Genomic DNA, 19,251 nt, shown 5'->3' with positions numbered 1-19,251 from the left:
TTTCGGTGAACTTGTGAATAACGGGAAAAAGCATTTCCATAGAAACTGAGTATGAATTTAACCTTAAAAGGTGATTTTCTACCATTTAAGGCCCCGGGAGTGGATCATGGACCTGCCAGAGCCTCGTGATTTTCGCCAATGGATCAAACGGGTGCTCAGCGTGCTCGACCTCACCGGATACCGCTGGTCGCGGGAGGCCGGGGTGCCGCCGAATCTCGTCTCCAAGTTGTTGAGCGGCGAGCAGACGGACCTGAGACTATCGGCAGCCTGCGCCCTGGTGCGCATTGCGCAAAAGACCGCCCGGGACCAGGGCATTGCCCTGCCGCCGCTGGAGCGGCACCGGTTGCCATCTGATCTTGGAAGGTGGTCCCGGCCATGAGCCACAAGGCGACCAATTGGGCGATCCTGCAGCGCGGCTTGAAACCGGCCGCCAAGATCGTTCTTTGGCACCTGTGCGACCGGCACAATCCGGACCACGGCTGTTTTCCCAAACAGGAAACCCTGGCGCGGGACTGCGAAATGAGCCGCTCCACCTTGAACCTGCATCTTAAAGACCTGGAACGGCGCGGCCTGATCCGGCGGGAACAGCGGCGCAACCCAAAGACCTTTCAGCAGGAGGCAACCCGCTACAAGCTGGGCTTTGAAGCCGATTTTGTTGCCCTTGCGGCCGAGCGCCCTTGTCCGGATTCCGGACAGGGGACCAAGACCGATCCCGTGTCCGGATCTGCGTGCAGTCCGCGTCCGGATTTGGGCCGGTCCCGTGTCCGGGTTCCGGACACAAACCCTGTAAAGGAACCGGTAAAGAACCCTCTTTCGGGTCGCGTGCGCGTGGAAGAGGCCAGGAACACGGACAAGGGCGTGGATCGAGGCGCGGATGAGGGCGCGAATGCTGAGCCAGGAACGCCCCAAGCCCGGTCTCTTGAAGAAGCTTCCGACGCTGGCCCCGATGGGGGTCCAGACACAGCTGACGATCCGAAGCAGATCGAACGGCAGTTCTGGAAGCTGGTGCGGGACTGGCCGGGGCTGGACGGCATGCCCAAACAGCGGGCCTTGCGCGCCTTTCAGGCCTTGAGCGCTGCGGACCGGGCGGCAGCGCTTGCCCGCCGGGACGCCTGGTTCGCTTTGCTGCGCGCCACCGGCCGCTCGTTCACGCCCGCGCCGTCGACCTATTGCACCGAACGGCTCTGGCAGGATGTGCCGGATCCGGACACAGGATCGGCAAGCAGTGGATCCGGGGGTGCCGCGACCGGTCCCGTAAAATGTTCTTTGGCTGGGGCCCGGGCGGCGCCCTTCGGCAAGGCCTGGAGCGCGGTGCGCTTTGCCGACCTGATGCGCCCGCCCTATGGCCGGTTTCCCAAACCCTCCGCCTACTTGCAAGGGGTGCTGTCGGCCGGCGATGAGATGGCTGCGCGCGAACGGCTGCGCCGCAGGGCCGTTTATGGCTGGCCGAAGGTGAGCGCGCTGCAGGCCCGGGCCCTGCGCCAGCGCAAGGGCTGCGCCGCGGACCCGGCCCTTGCCCCGCTGGAGGGGCTGTTCGGCGCGGTGCGGGTCGGGTCGGAGCTTTGGGCGGCGTGGCAGGCGCTGCACGCGGCCCGCGGCTGGCCGTGGTTCGGCGCGGACCGGGACCTGCCGGACTGGATCTATCTGCCGGAGCCGCCGGAGGGCTTTGACCGGTATCCGGATCTCAGCGCCGCAGTGGCGGCGGCGCTCGCCCGGTTTGAGGCGCAGCATCAGGCTCTCGATCGGGCCCAGGACCAGGGCGTGGGCGAGGGACAGGACCGGGGGCTCAACGGGCCCCAGGACAACGGGATCGAGGACACCGGGATCAAGGGGGAGGCGGCGGAATGAGCATCCCGCGGATCAAGCAGCCGCAGATCGTGCACAATCTGGAGCTCCTGAGCCGGCTGCTCTTGCGCGCTAAGGCCGAGTGGGTGGTTATCCACACCAATCCGAAATGCGAGACCCGGGCGCGGGACGGGCTCTTGGGCGCGGGGCTTCTGGCCTTCCTGCCGATGGAGCAGATCGAGCGCCGGCACGGGCGCGGGCGCAAGGTCAAACCCGCGCAGACCTACACCGTGATCCGGCCGATGTTCCCGCGCTATCTCTTTGCCGGGATGGATGTCAAAAAGGGCCAGAGCGTTGATCAGATCCGCGCCTGTGACGGGGTGAAAGGTGTTCTTTCCTTTGACAAAACCGGGGCGGTGGCCCGGGTGGCGGTTGGGGATCTCATCAAGATCCTGGAGCTGTCGCACGGCACCTTTGAGGGCCGGCCGGTGGCGGACGGGCAGATGGCCGATGTGGCGCGCCTGAAAGAGGGCGCGGTGGTGAAACTGGTGAAAGGGTCCTGGTGCGGGCAGGACCTCACCGTGACCGGCTATGACGCGGCGAAGGAGCGCGTGACCGGCGAGCTGACGGGCTCTGCCATGCGCCTGGCCGTGACCGCGCCCCTTGACGCGGTGATACAGCCTGAGGTAGCAAAACGGACACGCTGAACGCGCTGGAACCCTCGGGCCCGGGTGAGACTGTTCACCAAAAAAAGACGGAGCGACCGGGGCAGTGCATGGCCAACCTGAGACGCAGGATCTGCGGAGTTGGCGCGGCGGTGGTCTATGGGATTTTTCTAAAAAACGCGGGATGGGACGGAGCTCTGGCGGGGGCTGCGGAGCGTCGGTGGCGGATGGTCGTTGGCGGAGGATCGGTGGAAGCGGGCCAGGCTGTGTGCGCGGTTCCAAGATCTCGGCGGTGTGCGGCACTGCGGAGCGGCATGTAGGGGAGACGAGCCGTGGCGCTGAAGATGATCCGGAAAACCACGCGAACCCTTGCGCCCCGGATCAGGCCGCCGGTGAAGCTCACCGATCCGTTCTACCAGTCAGCGGACTGGCGCGCCTTGGCCGCCGACATCAAGCGCCAGCGCCGTTACCGCTGTGAGGCCTGCGGCAATGATTTCTCCAGGCGGGCCGACAAGCTGATCGCCGATCACATCGTGGAACGGAGCGCGGGCGGGGCGGAGTTTGATCCGCTCAACATCCAGTGCCTGTGCATCGCCTGCCACAACCGCAAGACCGCGAAGGCCCGAAAGGCCCGAGAGGCCCGCACGGCTGGCGGTTAGCTCCTTGCGCGCAGCCGAGCCAACAGCGGTGCAGCTCTCGCACAGGCGGCGGATGCAGCGGTCAGGCGCGGGCCGGACTTATCGTTTGGGGGCAGGCCAAATTCATCGGTAAAGGGGGGGCAAAAACTCTGACACCACTCCCCACCCGGACCGGTGGGGGAACTCATGGGGGGATTTTTTTTTGGGGCGTTTGATTTTGACCTGCTTGGTGATCCGATCCCGGAGGGGTTTGGCAAGCGCGGGCGGCCGCCGCACCTGCCGACGGAAGAAAAGCGCAAACTTGTCATACAGTTATGCGCATTCCAATGGCCGGTCGACAAGATCGCGGCCGCGCTCGGCATCACCGCGCCGACCTTGCGCAAGAATTATTTTCGGGAGCTGAAGGCCAAGGCGGAAGCCCGGTGCCGGGTCGAGGCCAAACTCCTGAGCGCGCTGATGGGCGAGGTGGAGAAGGGCAACGTGTCGGCGATCGACAAGTACATGAAACGGCTGGAACGCCATGACCGTCTGATCGCGGCCGAGGCGATTGCCAACCGGGGGCAGGCGGCCGGCGTTTTGGCCGCCGGCGCCCAAAGTGTCGGCGCGGCCGGTGGAAAGCTTGGCAAGAAGGAAGCCGCGCGCCGGGCAGCCGGCGACTACACCGGCATCTTCGCGCCGCCCGACGGACCGGTTCTCCAGTGACGCCGACCTGGTCGACCGCCTGTCCGGACTGGGAACAGCGGATTGTTGCAGGCCGGTCGCTGATCCCGTTCGCGCCGCTTTTCCCGGAAGAAGCGGAAGCGGCGCTGAAGGTGTTCAAGTCCCTGCGCGTGGTGGACCTGCCCAACCAGCCGACCTTCGGGGCCTGTTCGGACCAATGGGTGTTCGATTTCGTCGGAGCGATCTTCGGCGCCTATGATGCCCGAAATGCCCGCCGTCTGATTTCGGAGTTTCTCCTGCTGATCGCAAAGAAGAACAGCAAGTCCACCATTGCCGCCGGCATCATGATCACCGCGCTGATCCGCAACTGGCGGCACACCAACGAATTGACGTTGCTGGCACCGACCATGGAGGTGGCCAACAACAGCTACATTCCCGCCTCGGCCATGGTGAAGGCAGATCCCGAACTGCAAATGGTGCTCAAGACCAGCGATCACCAGCGCACGATCAAGCACCTGACAACGGATGCGGAGTTGAAGGTGGTGGCGGCCGACAGCGACACATCTGCGGGCAAGAAGTCCGGTTTCATTCTGGTGGACGAGCTCTGGCTGTTTGGCAAGAAGCCGAGATCCAGTGCCATGCTGCAAGAGGCTACGGGCGGATTGATTGCCCGGCCGGAAGGTTTCGTGATTTACCTGACGACACATTCCGACGAGCCGTCCGCCGGCGTCTGGAAAAGCAAGCTGGACTATTTCCGAGATGTCCGGGACGGCAAGATCACGGACACCGAAAAGCTGGGCGTTCTCTACGAGTTTCCCGAGCCCATGATCGAGGGGGAAGCGTATCTCGATCCGGATAATTTCTACATTACCAATCCGAATATCGGCCGGTCTGTGCGCCGCGGCTGGCTGGAAACCAAGTTGAAGGAGGCCGTCTCGGGCGGCGGGGACGACGACAAGCAGACCTTCCTTGCCAAGCATCTGAACGTGCCGATCGGAACCCGGTTGCGCCGGGACCGCTGGGCGGGAGCTGATGCCTGGGACAGCGCTGCCGATCCGGAAATTGCCAGCCTTGAGGACCTTCTTGACCGGGCCGAAGTGGTGACGGCGGGGATCGATGGCGGCGGCCTGGATGATTTTCTGGGTCTCGCCCTGATTGGCCGGGAGCGCGGCGCGCAGCGCTGGATGCTCTGGACGATGGCGTGTTGTCACGAAAAGGCGCTGGACCGCCGGAAGGATATCAAAACCATGGTCCATGGCTTTGCACAGTCCGGCGAGGTTCTGATTTGCCGGTCCGGGGAAGAGGACATCGTTGCGGTGGCGGACATCATCGAGCAGGTCTGGAGCCGGGGTCTGTTTCCTGAAAAAAATGCCGTCGGCCTCGATCCGGTCGGAGTGGCCGCCATCATGGACGAACTGATGGCCCGGGAGCTGCCCGAAGACATGCTGGTTGGCGTTCCCCAGGGCTACAAGCTTTCCGGTGTGACAAAGGGCATGGCGCGCAAGGTGGATGACGGGTCTCTGGTGCACGGCGGCAGCGGCCTGATGTCCTGGTGCATCGGGAACGCCAAAACAGAAAAACGCGGCAACGCCGACTACGTTACCAAACAGGCGTCCGGCTCCATGAAAATCGATCCGTTGATTGCCGCCTTCAATGCCTTCGACCTGATGAGCCGTCATCCGGATCCCGCCGGCGGACCGTCCGTCTATGAAGATCGCGGGATTCTGTTTCTCTGATGGCCTCTCTCTTCCGGTTCTTGAGTCGAACGTCCGCACCGGCGCGGACCGAGCCGCCCGCCTTGAATGTCGATGCAAGGCCCGGAACGCCGCTTCAAGCCATGGCCGGTGATGGTGCCGTCTTCTACGACTTTGAGGATCCACGGTTTCTCGACTTTGTGCGTGGGGGCGGCGGGGCCCTGACCGAAGCCGGCGTGACGATCACACCCGAAAAGGCCCTGAAAAACACGACGGTGTTTCGATGCGTGTCCCTCATCAGTTTTGCAATCGGCATGTTGCCCCTGCATCTGCGCAACAAGGCAACCAAAGCAAAGGCCGAGGATCACTCCGCTTTCCGGGTCCTGCATCGAAAGCCGAACGCCTGGCAAACGGCCTTTGAATTCCGGAGCCTCATGCAGCAAAGGGCCCTGATCCACGGAAATGCCTATGCCCGAATCCTGCGCCGGGGACACAGGGTCTTGCAGCTTGTTCCGTTTGATCCGGCAAGGACCAAGGTGGAACAGATGCCGGACTGGTCTCTGCGCTACCGGTACCAGCGGCCCGAAGGCGGTGAAACCGTTCTCCCGGCCAAGGATGTGTTTCACCTCCGGTTCGGACTGTCCGAAAACGGAATTGAGGGCATTTCCCTGGTCGCCAAAGCGGCTGAAGCCATTGGTCTTGCCATCCAGACGGAGACTGCCGCAGCGCGCCTGTTCCGAAACGGCGTCATTGCCGGTGGTATCCTGTCCATGAAAAAGCGTTTGTCTCCGGAAGCGTATGACCGTTTGAAGGCGAGTCTCGAAGACCGGCGGGGGGCGGGCAACGCCCATCGGGACATGATCTTGGAAGAGGACATGGACTACAAGGACGGCGCCCAGTCCGGCCGGGACAACCAGCATCTGGAAACGCGCAAGCATCAGATTGAGGATGTTGCCCGGCCGTTCGGCGTGCCGCGGCCGCTCCTGGCAGTTGACGACACCTCCTGGGGATCCGGGGTGGATGTGCTCGGACAAATGTTTGTCCGATACGGCTTGAACCCCTGGTTTACCGCCTGGGAACAGGCCATTGAGCGGGACATTCTGACCGATGCCGAGACCGAGACCATCGAGGCGAAGTTCAATGCCGGCGGGCTTTTGCGCGGATCCATGACGGACCAGGCCGAGTTTTTTGCCAAGGCGCTTGGGTCCGGTGGCCATCAGCCCTGGATGACACCAGAGGAAATCCGGGCGTTGAGCGATCTAACACCGGGCGCCGATCTGCCCATGGCGCCCGGAAAACAGAGGGAAGCAGACCATGAGCCTTCTTGAGTTGCCGGACGTCAGGGCGTTTCAGCGCCCGGACTGGATGGCATTTGAAGCACCGGCACAGAGCCTGGATCACTATGATGCAGCCGTCTCTGCCACCGAGACAGATGATGACACGGTTATCACGATCTATGGCCAGATCGGTTTGGACCCCCTGTCATCGGCCGACAATTCGGAACGCAGGATTTCCCGGGCGCTCCGGGCGATCGGACAGCGGGATGTCACGGTCAACATCAACTCACCCGGCGGTAATTTCTTCTCCGGCCTTGCGGTCTACAACCTGCTTCGTATGCACCGGGCGAAGGTGACCGTGAACGTGATCGGGCAAGCGAGCTCGGCGGCGTCGGTGGTTGCCATGGCCGGCGATGAGATCCTGATGGCGGATGGTGCGACGCTCATGGTGCACAATGCATCCGGTGTCACGATCGGCAACAAATTCGACACGCAGGACGCAACCGACATCTTGACGGATATCGACGCGGTGATGGCCGAGATCTATGCGGCGCGCTCTGGCGTGGATCCCAGCACCGTGTCTGGGTGGATGGATCGCGGGCGCGGCGCCGGAACCTGTTTCTGCGTCAAGCGGGCCCTGGAGGCCGGACTTGCGTCCGGCAAACTGGACCAGCGGCTTGTCACAGCCGATGCGGACGCGCCAAAGCCCGCGCCACCGGCCCGGGTTCTGGAAGCCGCCCTGATTGCCCAATGCAACATGTCGCCGAAGGACGCCAAAGCCTTCGTATCCCAATTCAAGGCCGAGACGCGGGATGCTCCGGCCGCTGTCACGCGCGATGCTGACACTGTGCGCGAAGCGCTGACCGCCCTTCGCAAAACGCTCACGTCCTAACAAGGATCATACCGATGAAACAATTGATGCCAGCGCGGGTATCCGCGCGGGGGCTCTGGTCCGTGCGCGCCGACGCAAGCGGCGACATTGCCCTGTTGATCACTGCATTGAATAAGGATTTCAGTGCTTTCAAGGAAACACTTGAAGCAAAGGAACAGGAAACCGCAAGACGGTTTGAAGATGTGGTCACGACAGACAAACTTGAGCGGATCAACGCCAGCGTCGGGGAGTTGCAGGCGGCGGTCGACATGGTCAATGCTCAAATGGCAGCGCTGGAGATGGGCGGCCTTGGCGGCAGCGCCGGGCCCGTCGATGCGGACTACACCAAAGCCTTTCAGGCCCATTTCCGGCGCGGCGATGTCGAGGCCTCGCTGAACAAGGGCACCGATTCCGAAGGCGGATATCTTGCGCCGGTTGAATGGGACCGGACAATTACCGGCAAGCTGATCGAGGTCTCGCCGATGCGGCAGGTGGCCAGCCTGCAACAGATTTCGGGGACCACATACCGAAAGGTTTTCAACCTGCGGGGAACCGCTTCCGGCTGGGTCGGTGAAACGGCCGCAAGGCCCGAGACGGACACGGCAAGCATTGCCGAGATGCCAATTGCAACGGGTGAAATTTACGCAAAACCGGCCGCAACCCAACAATTGCTCGATGATGCGGAAATCGACGCCGAAACCTGGCTTGCCGGGGAAGTGGAAACGGAATTTGCCTTTCAGGAAAGCAATGCCTTCATTGCCGGCGACGGTGCCAACAAACCCCATGGGTTCCTTACCTTTGCCGACGGGGCGGCCAACGCAAACCGGAATCCCCTCGGGCCGATCGAAGCCGTGCCGGCGGCAGCCTCTGCAGATGTGACATCCGATGAATTGCTTGATGTCATTTACGCGCTGCCGTCGGTTTATACCCAAAATGCCCGCTGGGTGATGAACCGCACAAGTCTTGGCACCATCCGGAATCTGAAAGACGGGCAAGGCAACTATTTGTGGCAACCGAGTGCCCAGGCCGGGCAACCCGCAACCTTGCACGGGTACCCGGTCAGTGAAATGGCAGGAATGCCCGACATGGCTGCAAATGCCCTGTCGATCGCGTTTGGAGATTTCCGCAGAGGGTATCTCATCGTCGATCGGGTCGGCATCCGTGTCTTGCGAGACCCCTATACCAACAAGCCTTACGTCCTGTTTTACACGACCAAACGGGTTGGCGGCAGCGTGATTGATCCGCAAGCGCTGAAGGTCATCAAACACGCGTGACAGAGGGGCCGCACAGCGGGCGACCCAGCATAACAAGACGCCGGGTGGCGGTCATGCCACCCGCAAGAGCTCCCCATTCGTTTGAACCCCAAGAGGGAAGACCACCATGGCAAACACCAAGCAAGCTGCCACCTCCGATGAGGAGACCAGCACACCACCCGAACCGGCCCGCCCGAAACAACCGATTCGAACCCCGAGATACACGCGGGACCAGATCCTTGCCCGGGGGCTCGATCCGTCCGTGTTCGGGCTCAAGGCGGATTAAACCGTCGTGTTGCGTCCGAAGCGCATCCTTGCACCGACGGAAACGCCGGTGACCGTTGAGGATGCGAAATGCCATCTCAGGGTTTCGTCTTCTGAAGACGATGCCCTGATCGCCGGTTTGATCGACACCGCCGTCGACAGTTTCGACGGCCGGGCCGGCATCCTCGGCCGGTGTCTGGTGTGGCAGACCTGGAAAGCCTGGTTCCACGGGTTTCCTTGTGGCCGATCTGTCCGCTTGCCATTTCCGGATGTCGATGCGGCGTCCGTTGTCGTTCGGTATCTCGACACAACTGCCTCCGAACAGACCTTTCCGGCCACCGGCTTCAACGTCTTTGAAGACACCGGCGGCGCCTATCTCCTCCGGCATCCGGAGGGCTTGTGGCCCGCGACGTGCGACCGGCCGGATGCCGTCTCCGTTGAATTCCGGGCCGGGTTCGGATCTGCTGCGGAGGTGCCTGGAGCTCTCAAGTCCGCCATCTTGTTGCTGGTCGGGCACCTTTACGAAAACCGGGAAGCCGTGACCCAAGGTGCCCGAGCCGGAGAAATGCCGCTCGGTGCGATGCATCTGGCCGGGCCCTACCGGGTCAGAAAACTGTGATCCCGGCAATCGGAAAACTTGACCGCCGCGTGACGATCCAGCGTGCGTCCTGGCAGCAGAATGAATTTGGCGAGGATATTGCGTCGTGGTCGGAGGTGATCACGCTCTGGGCAATGCGCGCCGATGTCCGCGACGGGGAACGATTGGCCGCCGGTGAAGTCGGGTCCCGATTGCAGGCCCGGTTCACGGTCCGGGCGTTCAGCACGACGAGGACCCTTACTCCGGCAGACCGGCTTCGACACGAGGGCGCCGTCTGGGACATCCTCGGCGTCAAGGAAACTGCCGGCGGACGGAACCGGTTTATCGAAATCACAGCAGTTCGGGATGCGGATGCATGAGCGTGACCTACAAGATAGCCGGGCTTCGTGCGGTTGAGAGATCTCTGAAGGCTCTCAACAGCCATGTCACGGCCCGGAGCGTCGCACGGCGGGTTCTGAAGAGGGCGGCTGCACCCGTTGCCGAGAAGGCCGCCCTTCTGGCGCCGGATGATCCCGCCACAAAGGGCAATGACCTGAAAGCGTCGATCGGTGTGTCCACAAGACTGACAAAACGCCAGCGGCGGGCAGTAAGAAAAACTGGAAAGAACGCCGTTGAAGTCTATGCAGGAACCAGCGACCCGGCCGGCGTGCAGCAGGAATTCGGGAACGTCAACCACGGCGCACAACCCTTTCTGCGGCCGGCCTGGCTGGCGACCAAGACGCACGCGCTGGCCGTGGTGACGCGGGACCTGGCGAACGAGGTGACGAAAACTGCGCGGCGGGTGGCCGCCCGGTCAGCGAAGCGGCGGTGACATGGAGGAGGGGTTGCTGGACCTTTTGCGTGGAACTGCCGCACTGACCCCGCTGACGGGACCGCGCATTTATTGGGGACGGCGTCCGCAGGGCCGGGATATCCTTCCGGCGATTGTCCTGACCCGCCTCGGGGGACGGCGCGACAGCAACCTTGGCGGCCCGTCCGGTCTGGTGGACAGTCTGGTTCAAGCAGACATCTATGCCACGCGCTACCGCGAAGCCAAACGGGCGGCGAGGGCCGTCCGGGACGCCGTGAACGGGTATTCCGGTGACCGGTCGGGGACATTTTTCCAGCTGATTGCCATCGCAAACGAGCGGGACAGCTCCGAAACCGCCGCAGCCGGAGAGCCGGTCTTCCGCATTTCGATCGATCTGACAGTTTGGCACGATGAATAGGAGGCGCAGCCATGTCGGCGCAGGCACGCATTGGACACGGGACCAGTTTTCAAAGATCAGGGGACGGAACCGCCGGAGGCGTTTTCGCAAGCCTTGCCGGTGTGTTGGCGATCAGCGGTCCGGGACTTTCCCGCGATGCGGTGGATGTTACCGACATGGCTTCCTCGGGAGGGTGGCGGGAGTTTGCCGGTGGGCTGAAAGATCCTGGCGAGGTCAGTCTTGATCTGGAGTTCGATCCGGATGGCCCGGATGTGACCAGTCTTCTTGCGGACATCCACGAGGACACGCCCGGTTACTACAAGATCGTTTTTCCAGACGCGACCGAGTGGGGCTTCCCGGCGTTTGTGACCGGGTATGAGCCAACGGCGCCGCTCGACGACAAGATGACCGCCTCGGTCACCTTCAAACTGTCCGGCCAGCCGGCCTTCATCGCTTGAATTGGGAGACCGTCATGGCAAACCGGCAAAAGGGTGAGACGGGTTTTGACGCCCTCGGGCAGACATGGACGCTGCGCTACGGGACCAACGCGCTGTGCGAGATCGAGGATCTGTTCGGCCGCAGTGCACTGGATGTTGCGCGGGACTTTGAGGATGAAGCCACGGTCCGGATCCGGAGTATTCGTGATTTCTTTCTCTGCGGATTGAAAGACCATCACCCGGACGTTGATGCGGCCAAAGCCGGGGAGATCATCGACGCACTTGGGCTGGACCGGGTTGGCCCCAAAATCGGCGAGGCGCTGGCGCTTGCCTTTCCATCCCCGGAAGACACCCATGCGCCGGGAAAGCCTCAGGATCCGGCGATGACCAGCGAGACTGGGGCCCGCTGGACTGGGACCGGCTGCAACGCCGGTTCTTTGCCGCAGGCGGGGATCCGGAGCAGTTCTGGCGGATGACCTTGAGGCAGCTGGATCTTTTCCTGAAGGCGGCGATGGACCGTCACCTTCTGGACCTCGATCTTGCCTATTACACGGCCTACCACGCCGGGCTGTTCAGTCAGCCGTTCAAGGGCGGCAAGTTTCCGAATTATCAGACCCACCGGCCCAACAAAGGGTGCAACCGTTCCGCATCAAAACAGCGCCAAAGCTGGCAGCATCAAAAGCAAATGGCCCTGGTCATGAATGCCGCTTTTGGCGGGTGCCGTGAAGAGAAACGCAGGGGGTGAGGGCGCCTCGATTATCCGAACGGTCCGTTTGCTGTTGGTCCGTTTCGCATGATGACCGTCTGTTGAGCGATGCGTGACAAATACGACAGGTGTCAGATACAGACCTTCTTTACGCTTCTGCTTTAGATCTTTGGAAATGGTTGTGTAAATCCGGCTTTCTGACGCAGCGGGATCGAAAGTACTTAGTCGCGATGTCTTTCAATTCGAACACGCTCATTAACAGGTATCGATTGCGCCCGAGCTATTTCATTGCCGGGATTGCGGTCGCGGTTACACTTGCAACAGCCGTTTTTGCCGAATTGCAGAACCGTGCCGTTCATCGGGAAGCCATGCGTGCAGCGGCCGGCGAGCAGCTGGGTCAGGTCCGGGCGCAGCTTGAGGGAAACATCAACAGCAACCTGCAGCTCGTCCGGGGGCTGGTGGCCGTCATTGCCAATCAGCCAGACATCGATCAGGAGCAATTCAGCCAGATTGCCAGCCAATTGATTGGGGACCATTCGCAACTGCGTAACATTGCAGCTGCCCCCGACCTCGTCATCAGCCTGATGTATCCGCTGGCAGGGAACGAGAAGGCAATCGGACTGGACTACAGAAAGAATGAGCAGCAGCGGACCGCAGCTTTGCAAGCCGTTGAAGCTAAGCGGTTGGTTCTCGCAGGTCCTGTCAATCTATTGCAAGGGGGCCGAGGCTTTATCGGCAGGTTCCCGGTCCACACGAGCGAACCGGACGGGTCCAAAAAACTGTGGGGTCTGGTCTCCGCTGTCGTGGACGAGACCCGTCTTTATGCCGACAGCGGTTTGCTTGATCCGGACCTGCCACTTGATATTGCGATTGCCGGAAAGGATGCGGATCTGAATGATTCAGATGCATTTTTCGGCGGTTCCGGCGTGTTTTCAAGCGATCCCGTGATCACGACGATTTCCCTGCCATCGGGCGGCTGGACTATCGCAGCCGTTCCACGCGGCGGTTGGGATTTGACCCCCGGCAATGCCTGGCTGGTTCGCGGTGTTGTTCTCTTTGGCGGATTGTTGCTCGTCGTACCGATCCTGGGTGCGGGTCAACTCTATGACGAACGCCAACGCTATCACCGCGAAGCGAAATTGCAGCAGGAAGAGACCGAACGTCTCTCGCAGCGCCTGAGACTTGCGCTTGATACATCGAAGATCGGCATTTGGGAGTACCATCTCGAAACCGGGGTTCTTACCTGGGACAGGAGGATGAAGGAACTCTATGATGTTCCGGAAAACACCGACCCCAGCGGCTACAACATCTGGAGCGATCGGCTTCATCCCGAGGACCGGGAACGTGCCGAAGCGGAGTACTGGAGCGCCATCCACTCCAATGGGGTCTACCATTCCGAATTCCGCGTGATGCTGCAGGATGGCAGCCTTCGCTGGATCCGGGCGATCGGGGCGGTTCACCAAAACAAGCAGGGCCAGCGGTACATCGTTGGTGTCAATTGGGACGTTTCAAAAGACGTCGCCTTGAAAAAACATCTGCTTGAGGCGAACAAAAGTGCCGAACTCCGGAACGAAGAGCTGGAAGCTGCACGCGCGCAGATGGAACATAATGCGCTCCATGACAGCCTGACAGGATTGCCGAACCGGCGATTTCTGGATCAGCGCCTCATGGACGCAGATCCCACAAGCGGTCCAACGGCGTTGCTGCACATCGATCTGGATCGTTTCAAACACATCAATGATACATTGGGACATGCGGCCGGCGATGCGATGCTTGTCCACACGGCTTCAATCCTGAAAAGCACGGCACAAGACGGTGATTTCGTGGCGCGGATTGGTGGCGATGAATTTGTTTTTGCCGTGACACGGGCAACGGACGAGATGGAATTGTCGATGATCGCCGACCAGATCATCACGCGGCTCAGTGAACCCGTTCCCTATGAAAACCACCTTTGCCGTTTCGGAGGGAGCGTCGGTATTGCGATGCTGGATGAAGACAGCGCGAGCGATCGCAGGAACCTTCTCATCGATGCCGACATCGCGCTTTACCGCGCAAAAAGCAACGGCCGGTCCCGGTATGAATTCTTTTCCGGCTCGCTGAAGGCAGAAATCGTTCGCACGAAACGGGTTGCGGACGACATTCTAACTGGACTGGAACAGAACGCGTTTGTGCCGTTTTTTCAACCGCAGTTTGATGCCGCAACGCTCAAGGTCGTTGGTGTCGAGGCGCTCGCACGCTGGAGGCATCCCAAGGACGGCTTGCTCGCGCCGGACAGGTTCATGAAAACGGCCGATGATCTGAACGTCGTGCCCTTGATCGACCGAACCATTCTGGAACAAACGCTTTGGTCTTCCTTGACCTGGAAACTGGCCGGTCTTGATATCCCAAAGGTGTCCGTGAATGTGTCAGCCGGGCGTCTGGCTGACCCCGATCTGTTTGAAAGTCTGAAGGGGTTGTCCTTTACGCCCGGCACGTTGTCCTTTGAGCTGTTGGAATCGATCTTTCTTGATGAAGAAGATCCGATGATCACATCCAACTTGAAGCGCCTTCAACAGATGGGAATTGATATCGAGATTGATGACTTTGGCACCGGATATGCCTCGATCGTCAGTCTGCTTCATCTCCGGCCGGCCCGACTGAAGATCGACCGGCAGTTCATACACCCGTTGCTCGGGTCAAATGAACAGCAAAGGTTGGTCGCGTCCATCATCGATATCGGGAAATCCTTCGATATCGAAGTTGTTGCCGAGGGCGTTGAAACAATGGACCATGCGCGCGTCCTTCGAGACCTGGGATGCGATATCCTACAGGGCTATGCGCTTGGGCGACCGATGCCGTCGGATGAGCTCATCGCCTATGTAAAGGCAGAAAGCTGGAAAACCGCTGCCTAGCGCGCAGCCAACCAACTTGCGCGCCGGTGTGCGCACTCATTCAAAAAGAAAAGCCGCCCGAGACGGCGGCTGAGGTCAGCAGAGAGGACGGTCTTGGGAGGACATCAACCGGCCTTGCTGTAGCGTTATTCAACAACGGGCCAGGCGAGCTGTCCGTGACATAAATCAAAAATCTGACGCTGCGTTAGTTTTTTGCCGCCGAGAATTTGCAAATTCAGCGGCAATCCGGGCTTTTGGGATCCTCTCATCGTCCCGCCGATCTTCCAGTTTCTCCTTCTCCTTATGCAGGAATTCCTCATGACCCAGGCAGTTGTCGGCGCGCTGCGCGTGACGCTCGGCATGGATTCCGCAGCCTTTTCCAAAGGTCTGCGCAGTGCAGAGTCGCGGTTGTCCCGGTTCGGCAAGATAGCGTCCAAGGGATTGTTGGCGGTCGGGGCTGCGGCGACAACGGCGGCAGCGGGGCTCGCTGTGTCCGTGCGCGGGACGCTCACGGCGGCCGATGCCATGGCCAAGGCATCGCGGAAAATCGGGGTCCCGGTCGCCGAGTTGTCACGGCTGAAACATGCCGCGGATCTTTCCGGTGTCTCCTTTGACGGGCTTCAAACCGCCTTGCGCCGGCTCTCGGTGAGCATGGAAGATGCAAGGGCCGGGACAGGGGAGGCGCATGCGGCCTTTGGCCGGCTTGGTGTGAGCGTCACCCGGGCTGACGGGACGCTGAAGTCCTCCAGCCAGGTCCTGCGGGAGCTCGCCGCCGCCTTTGCCGGTCTGCCGGACGGTGCGGAAAAAACCGCGCTTGCGATGGATCTCATGGGGCGGTCCGGCACGGACATGATCCCCCTGCTCAACGGGGGCACAGCCGCGCTGGACACCATGATGGCCGAAGCGGATGGGTTCGGGCTTGTTTTTACGGAAGACATGACGGCCCATGCGGAAGCCTTCAACGACAACATGACCCGGCTCGGGGCGATCTTCAGCGTGCTGGGCCGCCAGCTTGCGGCAGATCTTGCTCCGCATCTCGAAAGGTTTTCCGACTGGCTTGTGACACATGCGCCGCGCATTGCCGAAATATCCTCGGCGATGATTTCATTCGGCGCTGCGGTTGTTCGCGAGATCTCTTCCATCGTGACGGCGGTGGCAGATGCTTGGGGCGCATTCGAGACCTTGTGGGACGGTTTGGTCGACTGGGGCGGGCGCGTCAAAACAGCGGTCCGCGAGACGGCCGACACCATTTTGACTGCCTTCTCCGAGCTGCCGGCCAAGATGATGGATCTTGGCCGGCAAATCATGCTCGGGCTGGTGGACGGGATCCTGTCTGAAGTGACCCACCTCAAGGACCAGATCCTGGAGGTCGGTGCCAATATCAGCGCCTGGTTCCGCGACACGCTGGACATCCGGTCGCCATCCAAGGTGATGATGACAATCGGCGAAGAGGTCATGCGCGGACTGACGCGCGGCCTTGCAGGACTGCAGGACAGCGTCGTGGGGCTTGCCGGGTCGATCTCAAACAGCGTGGCGGGTGCCTTTACCGGTATTGTGACCGGAGCCCGGTCGGTCGAGGAGGCCCTGAAATCGGTTCTGGAGCAGGTGTCGAATGCGGCCCTGACGCGTGCCGTGAACGGGTTTGTGTCCTCTGCCTTTGCAGTGTTCGGGGGCGGGATCGCAAAACCGATGTTTGGCGGCTTCTTTGCCGATGGCGGAACGCTCGGAGCAGGCCAGTGGGGCATTGCAGGAGAAAACGGACCGGAGATCATCCACGGCCCGGCACACATCACGCCCCTGGAGGCCGGACTTCGAGCACGGCCAGAGGCAGACGACGCGGTGCCGGTCGTCATTCATATGACGGTCCAGACCCCAGATGCTGACAGCTTCCGGCGCTCGGAAGGCCAGATTGGAGGCGTTATCCTCGACACGGTCGCGCGCGGCCGGCGGGGACGGTGAACGTTCGGATTTGAACCGGTCACGCTGGATCGCGGATCGGCCCGCAGCTCGCGCTGCGCTTCTCCGGGATGACGGAAAGAGATCAGAAACATGCCAAATGAGTTTCATGATGTCCGGTTTCCGGAAAGTATTTCGCTTGGGAGCCGGGGCGGACCGGAACGCAAAACGGTTGTGGTGGCCCTGGCATCCGGCAAGGAACAGCGAAACCAGCAATGGCAGGCGTCGCGGCGCCGGTATGATGCCGGGTATGGCATCAAGCAGGTCGATGACCTGAACGCGGTCATTGCGTTTTTTGAAGAACGGCGGGGGCGGCTCAGCGCCTTCCGCTGGAAGGATTGGGCCGATTACAAGTCCTGCGATCCATCTGAAACCGTGACGGCCACGGACCAGCAACTGGGCATCGGGGACGGTGTGCAGACGGACTATCAGCTGATGAAGACCTATGGCGCGGGCTTCAACCCTTACGTCCGGACCATCACCAAGCCGGTGCCAGGATCCGTGCGGGTTGCCTTGAATGGCGCCCTTCAGGGGGGCGGGCACAGTGTAAACCCGATCACCGGGCGGGTCAGTTTTTCGGTTGCGCCCGGCGTCGGCGTGGTGGTCACGGCCGGGTTTGAATTTGATCTCCCGGCGCGGTTCGACACGGACTATCTGGATGTTCAATTGAACAATCACCGGCTTGGATCCATCCCGGCCATACCGATCGTTGAGGTGTTGTCATGAGACAGTTTGGAGCCGGGTTTTCGGCACATATTGCCGGGGCCGTGACAACGCTGTGCTGGTGCTGGAAGGTGACCCGCAATGACGGGGTGGTTCTTGGATTTACTGACCATGACCGTGCCCTGATGTTCAATGGCGTTACGTTTGAAGCCTTTTCGGGCTTTTCGGCCACCGAAATTGAAAGCAGCCTTGGGCTGTCGGTGGACAATCTGGACGTGGAAGGGGCCTTGTCCTCGTCCGCGATTACGGAAAATGACATTGCCGGCGGGCTCTATGATGACGCGGACATCGTGCTTTACCGCGTGAACTGGCGAGATCTTTCCCAAGCCGAGGTCATCAAGCGGGGCCATATCGGGGAAGTGACCCGCGGAGACATCGCGTTTCAGGCAGAATTCCGGGGACTGGCGCACAAGCTGAACCAGACTGTCGGGCGCACCTATCAATACGGCTGTGATGCCGCGCTGGGTGATAGCCGCTGCGGGGTTGATCTGGAAAGCGCGGCTTACAAGGCGAGCGGCATGGTGGCCCTGGTCAATGACCGGGTGTTTCTGGTGAGTGGCCTGGATAGCTTTGCAGACGATCACTTTTCACGCGGGACCCTCACCTGGGGCAGTGGTGCGAATGCCGGGCAGACCGTCAAGGTAAAGCTGCACCGGGTGAATGATGGCATGATTGAGCTCACCGTCTGGCAACGTCCAGTCAACGCCATTCAGCCGGGGGATGGGTTCACGGTGCGGGCTGGCTGTCCGCATACGTTTTCCGCCTGCCAGTCCAAGTTTTCGAACGGTGTGAACTTCCGGGGCTTTCCGCATATGCCCGGCAATGATTTTGTCCTTGGCTATGCGGTGACAGGGGAAACGGACAATGACGGATCCGCAATTGTCGGTTAGGGGGCTGCCGTTCCTAAAATCGTTCCACCCAGGGCCGGAGCTCAAGTTCGCTCGACCAAGTGGAGCGGTCCTGGTTGATCAGGTTGATGTAATTGTCGGCAATGGCATCCGGGTCCAGCATGGAATCCGGCCGGTCTGCCGGTTCCGTGCGTCCGGGATTGCGAATGCCGCCATCAATGTTGATCCAGGCGACATGGATCCCTTGCGGGTGCAGTTCGCGGGACATGGATTGGGCAAGGCCGCGCTGCGCAAACTTGCCCATGGCGAAAGGCGCGGATTGCGGAAAACCTTTCACCCCGGCAGAGGCGCCGGTGAAGAGGATCGTGCCCTTCGTGCCGTTTTCCGGCTCCTGGCCGAGCATCACCTTTGCGGCCGCCTGACCCATCAAGAAGGCACCATAGGCGGTCACATTAATGGCATTTTGAACCGCTGCCCGGTCCAGCTCGATCAACGGGCCACGCTGGCGCGCGGACGGGTTGTAGACCGCCACCCTTAAAGGACCGTCCAGTTCGGTAAACACGGCATCAATGGCGGCCGGGTCGGACCCGTCGCAGGCAAAGGTCTGCGCGCCGGTTTCCTCTGCCAGGTCCCGGATCTTGTCCGTGGTGCGGGCGGCAAGGGCCAGCCGGTAGCCGGATTGATGAAGCTTGCGGGCAAGGGAAGCGGAAACGCCGGTGCCGGCGCCAATGATCAAGGCGAGAGGGGCAGTCATGTCCGGAAACTCCTTCAGCTAAGTCCTGACCTTTTTAGGTGGGCGCACGACGCGGTGAGGACAAG

The 19,251-nt window shown here is 61.3% G+C and carries 22 protein-coding genes; 21 read left to right on the top strand and 1 reads right to left on the bottom strand.

From position 1 onward, the window contains the following. Nucleotides 1–106: 106 nt before the first annotated feature. The 21 genes from ACQY4Z_RS01490 (at nt 107) to ACQY4Z_RS01390 (ending at nt 18,474) form a co-directional block, all read left to right on the top strand. Nucleotides 107–379 carry a hypothetical protein gene (locus ACQY4Z_RS01490; RefSeq protein WP_428526041.1) on the top strand — a complete coding sequence of 91 codons (273 nt, stop codon included), beginning with the start codon at nt 107–109 and terminating at the stop codon, nt 377–379. Continuing rightward, nucleotides 376–1,848 carry a helix-turn-helix domain-containing protein gene (locus ACQY4Z_RS01485; RefSeq protein ID WP_428526039.1) on the top strand — a complete coding sequence of 491 codons (1,473 nt, stop codon included), beginning with the start codon at nt 376–378 and terminating at the stop codon, nt 1,846–1,848. Before ACQY4Z_RS01490 ends, ACQY4Z_RS01485 begins: the two co-directional genes overlap by 4 nt. Next, nucleotides 1,845–2,492, top strand: coding sequence for a transcription termination/antitermination NusG family protein (locus tag ACQY4Z_RS01480; protein WP_428526037.1), 648 nt, complete (start codon nt 1,845–1,847; stop codon nt 2,490–2,492). The genes ACQY4Z_RS01485 and ACQY4Z_RS01480 overlap by 4 nt, the downstream gene beginning before the upstream one ends. Nucleotides 2,493–2,782: 290 nt before the next feature. After that, a complete protein-coding gene (locus tag ACQY4Z_RS01475; RefSeq protein WP_428526035.1) occupies nt 2,783–3,109 on the top strand; it encodes an HNH endonuclease in 327 nt (108 codons plus the stop codon). A gap of 165 nt (nt 3,110–3,274) precedes the next feature. Then, nucleotides 3,275–3,790 (top strand): helix-turn-helix domain-containing protein, encoded by a 516-nt coding sequence (locus tag ACQY4Z_RS01470; protein WP_428526033.1) that lies wholly within the window; start codon nt 3,275–3,277, stop codon nt 3,788–3,790. Then, entirely contained in the window at nt 3,787–5,484 is a 1,698-nt protein-coding gene (locus ACQY4Z_RS01465; protein ID WP_428526031.1) for a terminase large subunit, read from the top strand. Before ACQY4Z_RS01470 ends, ACQY4Z_RS01465 begins: the two co-directional genes overlap by 4 nt. Next, on the top strand, nt 5,484–6,770 hold the full coding sequence (locus tag ACQY4Z_RS01460; RefSeq protein WP_428526029.1) for a phage portal protein: 1,287 nt from the start codon (nt 5,484–5,486) through the stop codon (nt 6,768–6,770). The genes ACQY4Z_RS01465 and ACQY4Z_RS01460 overlap by 1 nt, the downstream gene beginning before the upstream one ends. Beyond that, complete coding sequence (locus tag ACQY4Z_RS01455; protein ID WP_428526027.1) at nt 6,757–7,611, top strand: head maturation protease, ClpP-related; 855 nt, start codon at nt 6,757–6,759, stop codon at nt 7,609–7,611. The genes ACQY4Z_RS01460 and ACQY4Z_RS01455 overlap by 14 nt, the downstream gene beginning before the upstream one ends. Before the next feature lie 14 nt (nt 7,612–7,625). After that, a complete protein-coding gene (locus ACQY4Z_RS01450; RefSeq protein WP_428526025.1) occupies nt 7,626–8,864 on the top strand; it encodes a phage major capsid protein in 1,239 nt (412 codons plus the stop codon). 106 nt (nt 8,865–8,970) lie between these two features. Next, the gene (locus ACQY4Z_RS01445; RefSeq protein WP_428526023.1) at nt 8,971–9,129 is read left to right on the top strand and encodes a hypothetical protein; all 159 of its coding nucleotides are present in this window, start codon (nt 8,971–8,973) and stop codon (nt 9,127–9,129) included. 6 nt (nt 9,130–9,135) lie between these two features. After that, nucleotides 9,136–9,726, top strand: coding sequence for a head-tail connector protein (locus ACQY4Z_RS01440; RefSeq protein WP_428526021.1), 591 nt, complete (start codon nt 9,136–9,138; stop codon nt 9,724–9,726). Nucleotides 9,727–9,755: 29 nt separating this feature from the next. Next, complete coding sequence (locus tag ACQY4Z_RS01435) at nt 9,756–10,064, top strand: head-tail adaptor protein (protein ID WP_428526019.1); 309 nt, start codon at nt 9,756–9,758, stop codon at nt 10,062–10,064. Further along, nucleotides 10,061–10,516, top strand: coding sequence for an HK97 gp10 family phage protein (locus ACQY4Z_RS01430; protein WP_428526017.1), 456 nt, complete (start codon nt 10,061–10,063; stop codon nt 10,514–10,516). Before ACQY4Z_RS01435 ends, ACQY4Z_RS01430 begins: the two co-directional genes overlap by 4 nt. Nucleotide 10,517: 1 nt before the next feature. Beyond that, nucleotides 10,518–10,913, top strand: a complete 396-nt coding sequence (locus tag ACQY4Z_RS01425; RefSeq protein WP_428526015.1) for a DUF3168 domain-containing protein — start codon at nt 10,518–10,520, stop codon at nt 10,911–10,913. An 11-nt stretch (nt 10,914–10,924) separates the two neighbouring features. Further along, on the top strand, nt 10,925–11,350 hold the full coding sequence (locus tag ACQY4Z_RS01420; protein WP_428526013.1) for a phage tail tube protein: 426 nt from the start codon (nt 10,925–10,927) through the stop codon (nt 11,348–11,350). A 14-nt stretch (nt 11,351–11,364) separates the two neighbouring features. Beyond that, nucleotides 11,365–11,805 (top strand): hypothetical protein, encoded by a 441-nt coding sequence (locus tag ACQY4Z_RS01415; protein WP_428526011.1) that lies wholly within the window; start codon nt 11,365–11,367, stop codon nt 11,803–11,805. Then, complete coding sequence (locus ACQY4Z_RS01410; protein ID WP_428526009.1) at nt 11,802–12,074, top strand: hypothetical protein; 273 nt, start codon at nt 11,802–11,804, stop codon at nt 12,072–12,074. Before ACQY4Z_RS01415 ends, ACQY4Z_RS01410 begins: the two co-directional genes overlap by 4 nt. A gap of 191 nt (nt 12,075–12,265) precedes the next feature. Beyond that, on the top strand, nt 12,266–14,926 hold the full coding sequence (locus tag ACQY4Z_RS01405; protein ID WP_428526007.1) for a bifunctional diguanylate cyclase/phosphodiesterase: 2,661 nt from the start codon (nt 12,266–12,268) through the stop codon (nt 14,924–14,926). A gap of 297 nt (nt 14,927–15,223) precedes the next feature. Continuing rightward, entirely contained in the window at nt 15,224–16,864 is a 1,641-nt protein-coding gene (locus tag ACQY4Z_RS01400) for a hypothetical protein (protein WP_428526005.1), read from the top strand. A 90-nt stretch (nt 16,865–16,954) separates the two neighbouring features. After that, entirely contained in the window at nt 16,955–17,587 is a 633-nt protein-coding gene (locus ACQY4Z_RS01395; protein ID WP_428526003.1) for a phage distal tail protein, Rcc01695 family, read from the top strand. Beyond that, on the top strand, nt 17,584–18,474 hold the full coding sequence (locus ACQY4Z_RS01390; RefSeq protein WP_428526001.1) for a DUF2163 domain-containing protein: 891 nt from the start codon (nt 17,584–17,586) through the stop codon (nt 18,472–18,474). Before ACQY4Z_RS01395 ends, ACQY4Z_RS01390 begins: the two co-directional genes overlap by 4 nt. Before the next feature lie 13 nt (nt 18,475–18,487). Here the strand turns inward: ACQY4Z_RS01390 and ACQY4Z_RS01385 are convergent, their stop codons facing one another. Further along, nucleotides 18,488–19,186: an SDR family NAD(P)-dependent oxidoreductase gene (locus tag ACQY4Z_RS01385; protein WP_428525999.1), complete on the bottom strand. Its 699-nt coding sequence runs from the start codon at nt 19,184–19,186 to the stop codon at nt 18,488–18,490. Nucleotides 19,187–19,251 lie beyond the last annotated feature (65 nt).

This window comes from Roseibium sp., from assembly GCF_965276855.1.
GTDB lineage: Bacteria > Pseudomonadota > Alphaproteobacteria > Rhizobiales > Stappiaceae > Roseibium.
This window is presented reverse-complemented; position numbering and strand designations above follow the sequence as displayed.

Excerpts from the sequence above, each read along its gene's own strand:
- ACQY4Z_RS01490 (WP_428526041.1), top strand. The coding sequence starts at position 107 with ATGGACCTGCCAGAGCCTCGTGATTTTCGCCAATGGATCAAACGGGTG.
- ACQY4Z_RS01485 (WP_428526039.1), top strand. The coding sequence starts at position 376 with ATGAGCCACAAGGCGACCAATTGGGCGATCCTGCAGCGCGGCTTGAAA.
- ACQY4Z_RS01480 (WP_428526037.1), top strand. The coding sequence starts at position 1,845 with ATGAGCATCCCGCGGATCAAGCAGCCGCAGATCGTGCACAATCTGGAG.
- ACQY4Z_RS01470 (WP_428526033.1), top strand. The coding sequence starts at position 3,275 with ATGGGGGGATTTTTTTTTGGGGCGTTTGATTTTGACCTGCTTGGTGAT.
- ACQY4Z_RS01460 (WP_428526029.1), top strand. The coding sequence starts at position 5,484 with ATGGCCTCTCTCTTCCGGTTCTTGAGTCGAACGTCCGCACCGGCGCGG.
- ACQY4Z_RS01455 (WP_428526027.1), top strand. The coding sequence starts at position 6,757 with ATGAGCCTTCTTGAGTTGCCGGACGTCAGGGCGTTTCAGCGCCCGGAC.
- ACQY4Z_RS01450 (WP_428526025.1), top strand. The coding sequence starts at position 7,626 with ATGAAACAATTGATGCCAGCGCGGGTATCCGCGCGGGGGCTCTGGTCC.
- ACQY4Z_RS01445 (WP_428526023.1), top strand. The coding sequence starts at position 8,971 with ATGGCAAACACCAAGCAAGCTGCCACCTCCGATGAGGAGACCAGCACA.
- ACQY4Z_RS01430 (WP_428526017.1), top strand. The coding sequence starts at position 10,061 with ATGAGCGTGACCTACAAGATAGCCGGGCTTCGTGCGGTTGAGAGATCT.
- ACQY4Z_RS01425 (WP_428526015.1), top strand. The coding sequence starts at position 10,518 with ATGGAGGAGGGGTTGCTGGACCTTTTGCGTGGAACTGCCGCACTGACC.
- ACQY4Z_RS01420 (WP_428526013.1), top strand. The coding sequence starts at position 10,925 with ATGTCGGCGCAGGCACGCATTGGACACGGGACCAGTTTTCAAAGATCA.
- ACQY4Z_RS01415 (WP_428526011.1), top strand. The coding sequence starts at position 11,365 with ATGGCAAACCGGCAAAAGGGTGAGACGGGTTTTGACGCCCTCGGGCAG.
- ACQY4Z_RS01410 (WP_428526009.1), top strand. The coding sequence starts at position 11,802 with ATGACCTTGAGGCAGCTGGATCTTTTCCTGAAGGCGGCGATGGACCGT.
- ACQY4Z_RS01405 (WP_428526007.1), top strand. The coding sequence starts at position 12,266 with ATGTCTTTCAATTCGAACACGCTCATTAACAGGTATCGATTGCGCCCG.
- ACQY4Z_RS01400 (WP_428526005.1), top strand. The coding sequence starts at position 15,224 with ATGACCCAGGCAGTTGTCGGCGCGCTGCGCGTGACGCTCGGCATGGAT.
- ACQY4Z_RS01395 (WP_428526003.1), top strand. The coding sequence starts at position 16,955 with ATGCCAAATGAGTTTCATGATGTCCGGTTTCCGGAAAGTATTTCGCTT.
- ACQY4Z_RS01390 (WP_428526001.1), top strand. The coding sequence starts at position 17,584 with ATGAGACAGTTTGGAGCCGGGTTTTCGGCACATATTGCCGGGGCCGTG.
- ACQY4Z_RS01385 (WP_428525999.1), bottom strand. The coding sequence starts at position 19,186 with ATGACTGCCCCTCTCGCCTTGATCATTGGCGCCGGCACCGGCGTTTCC.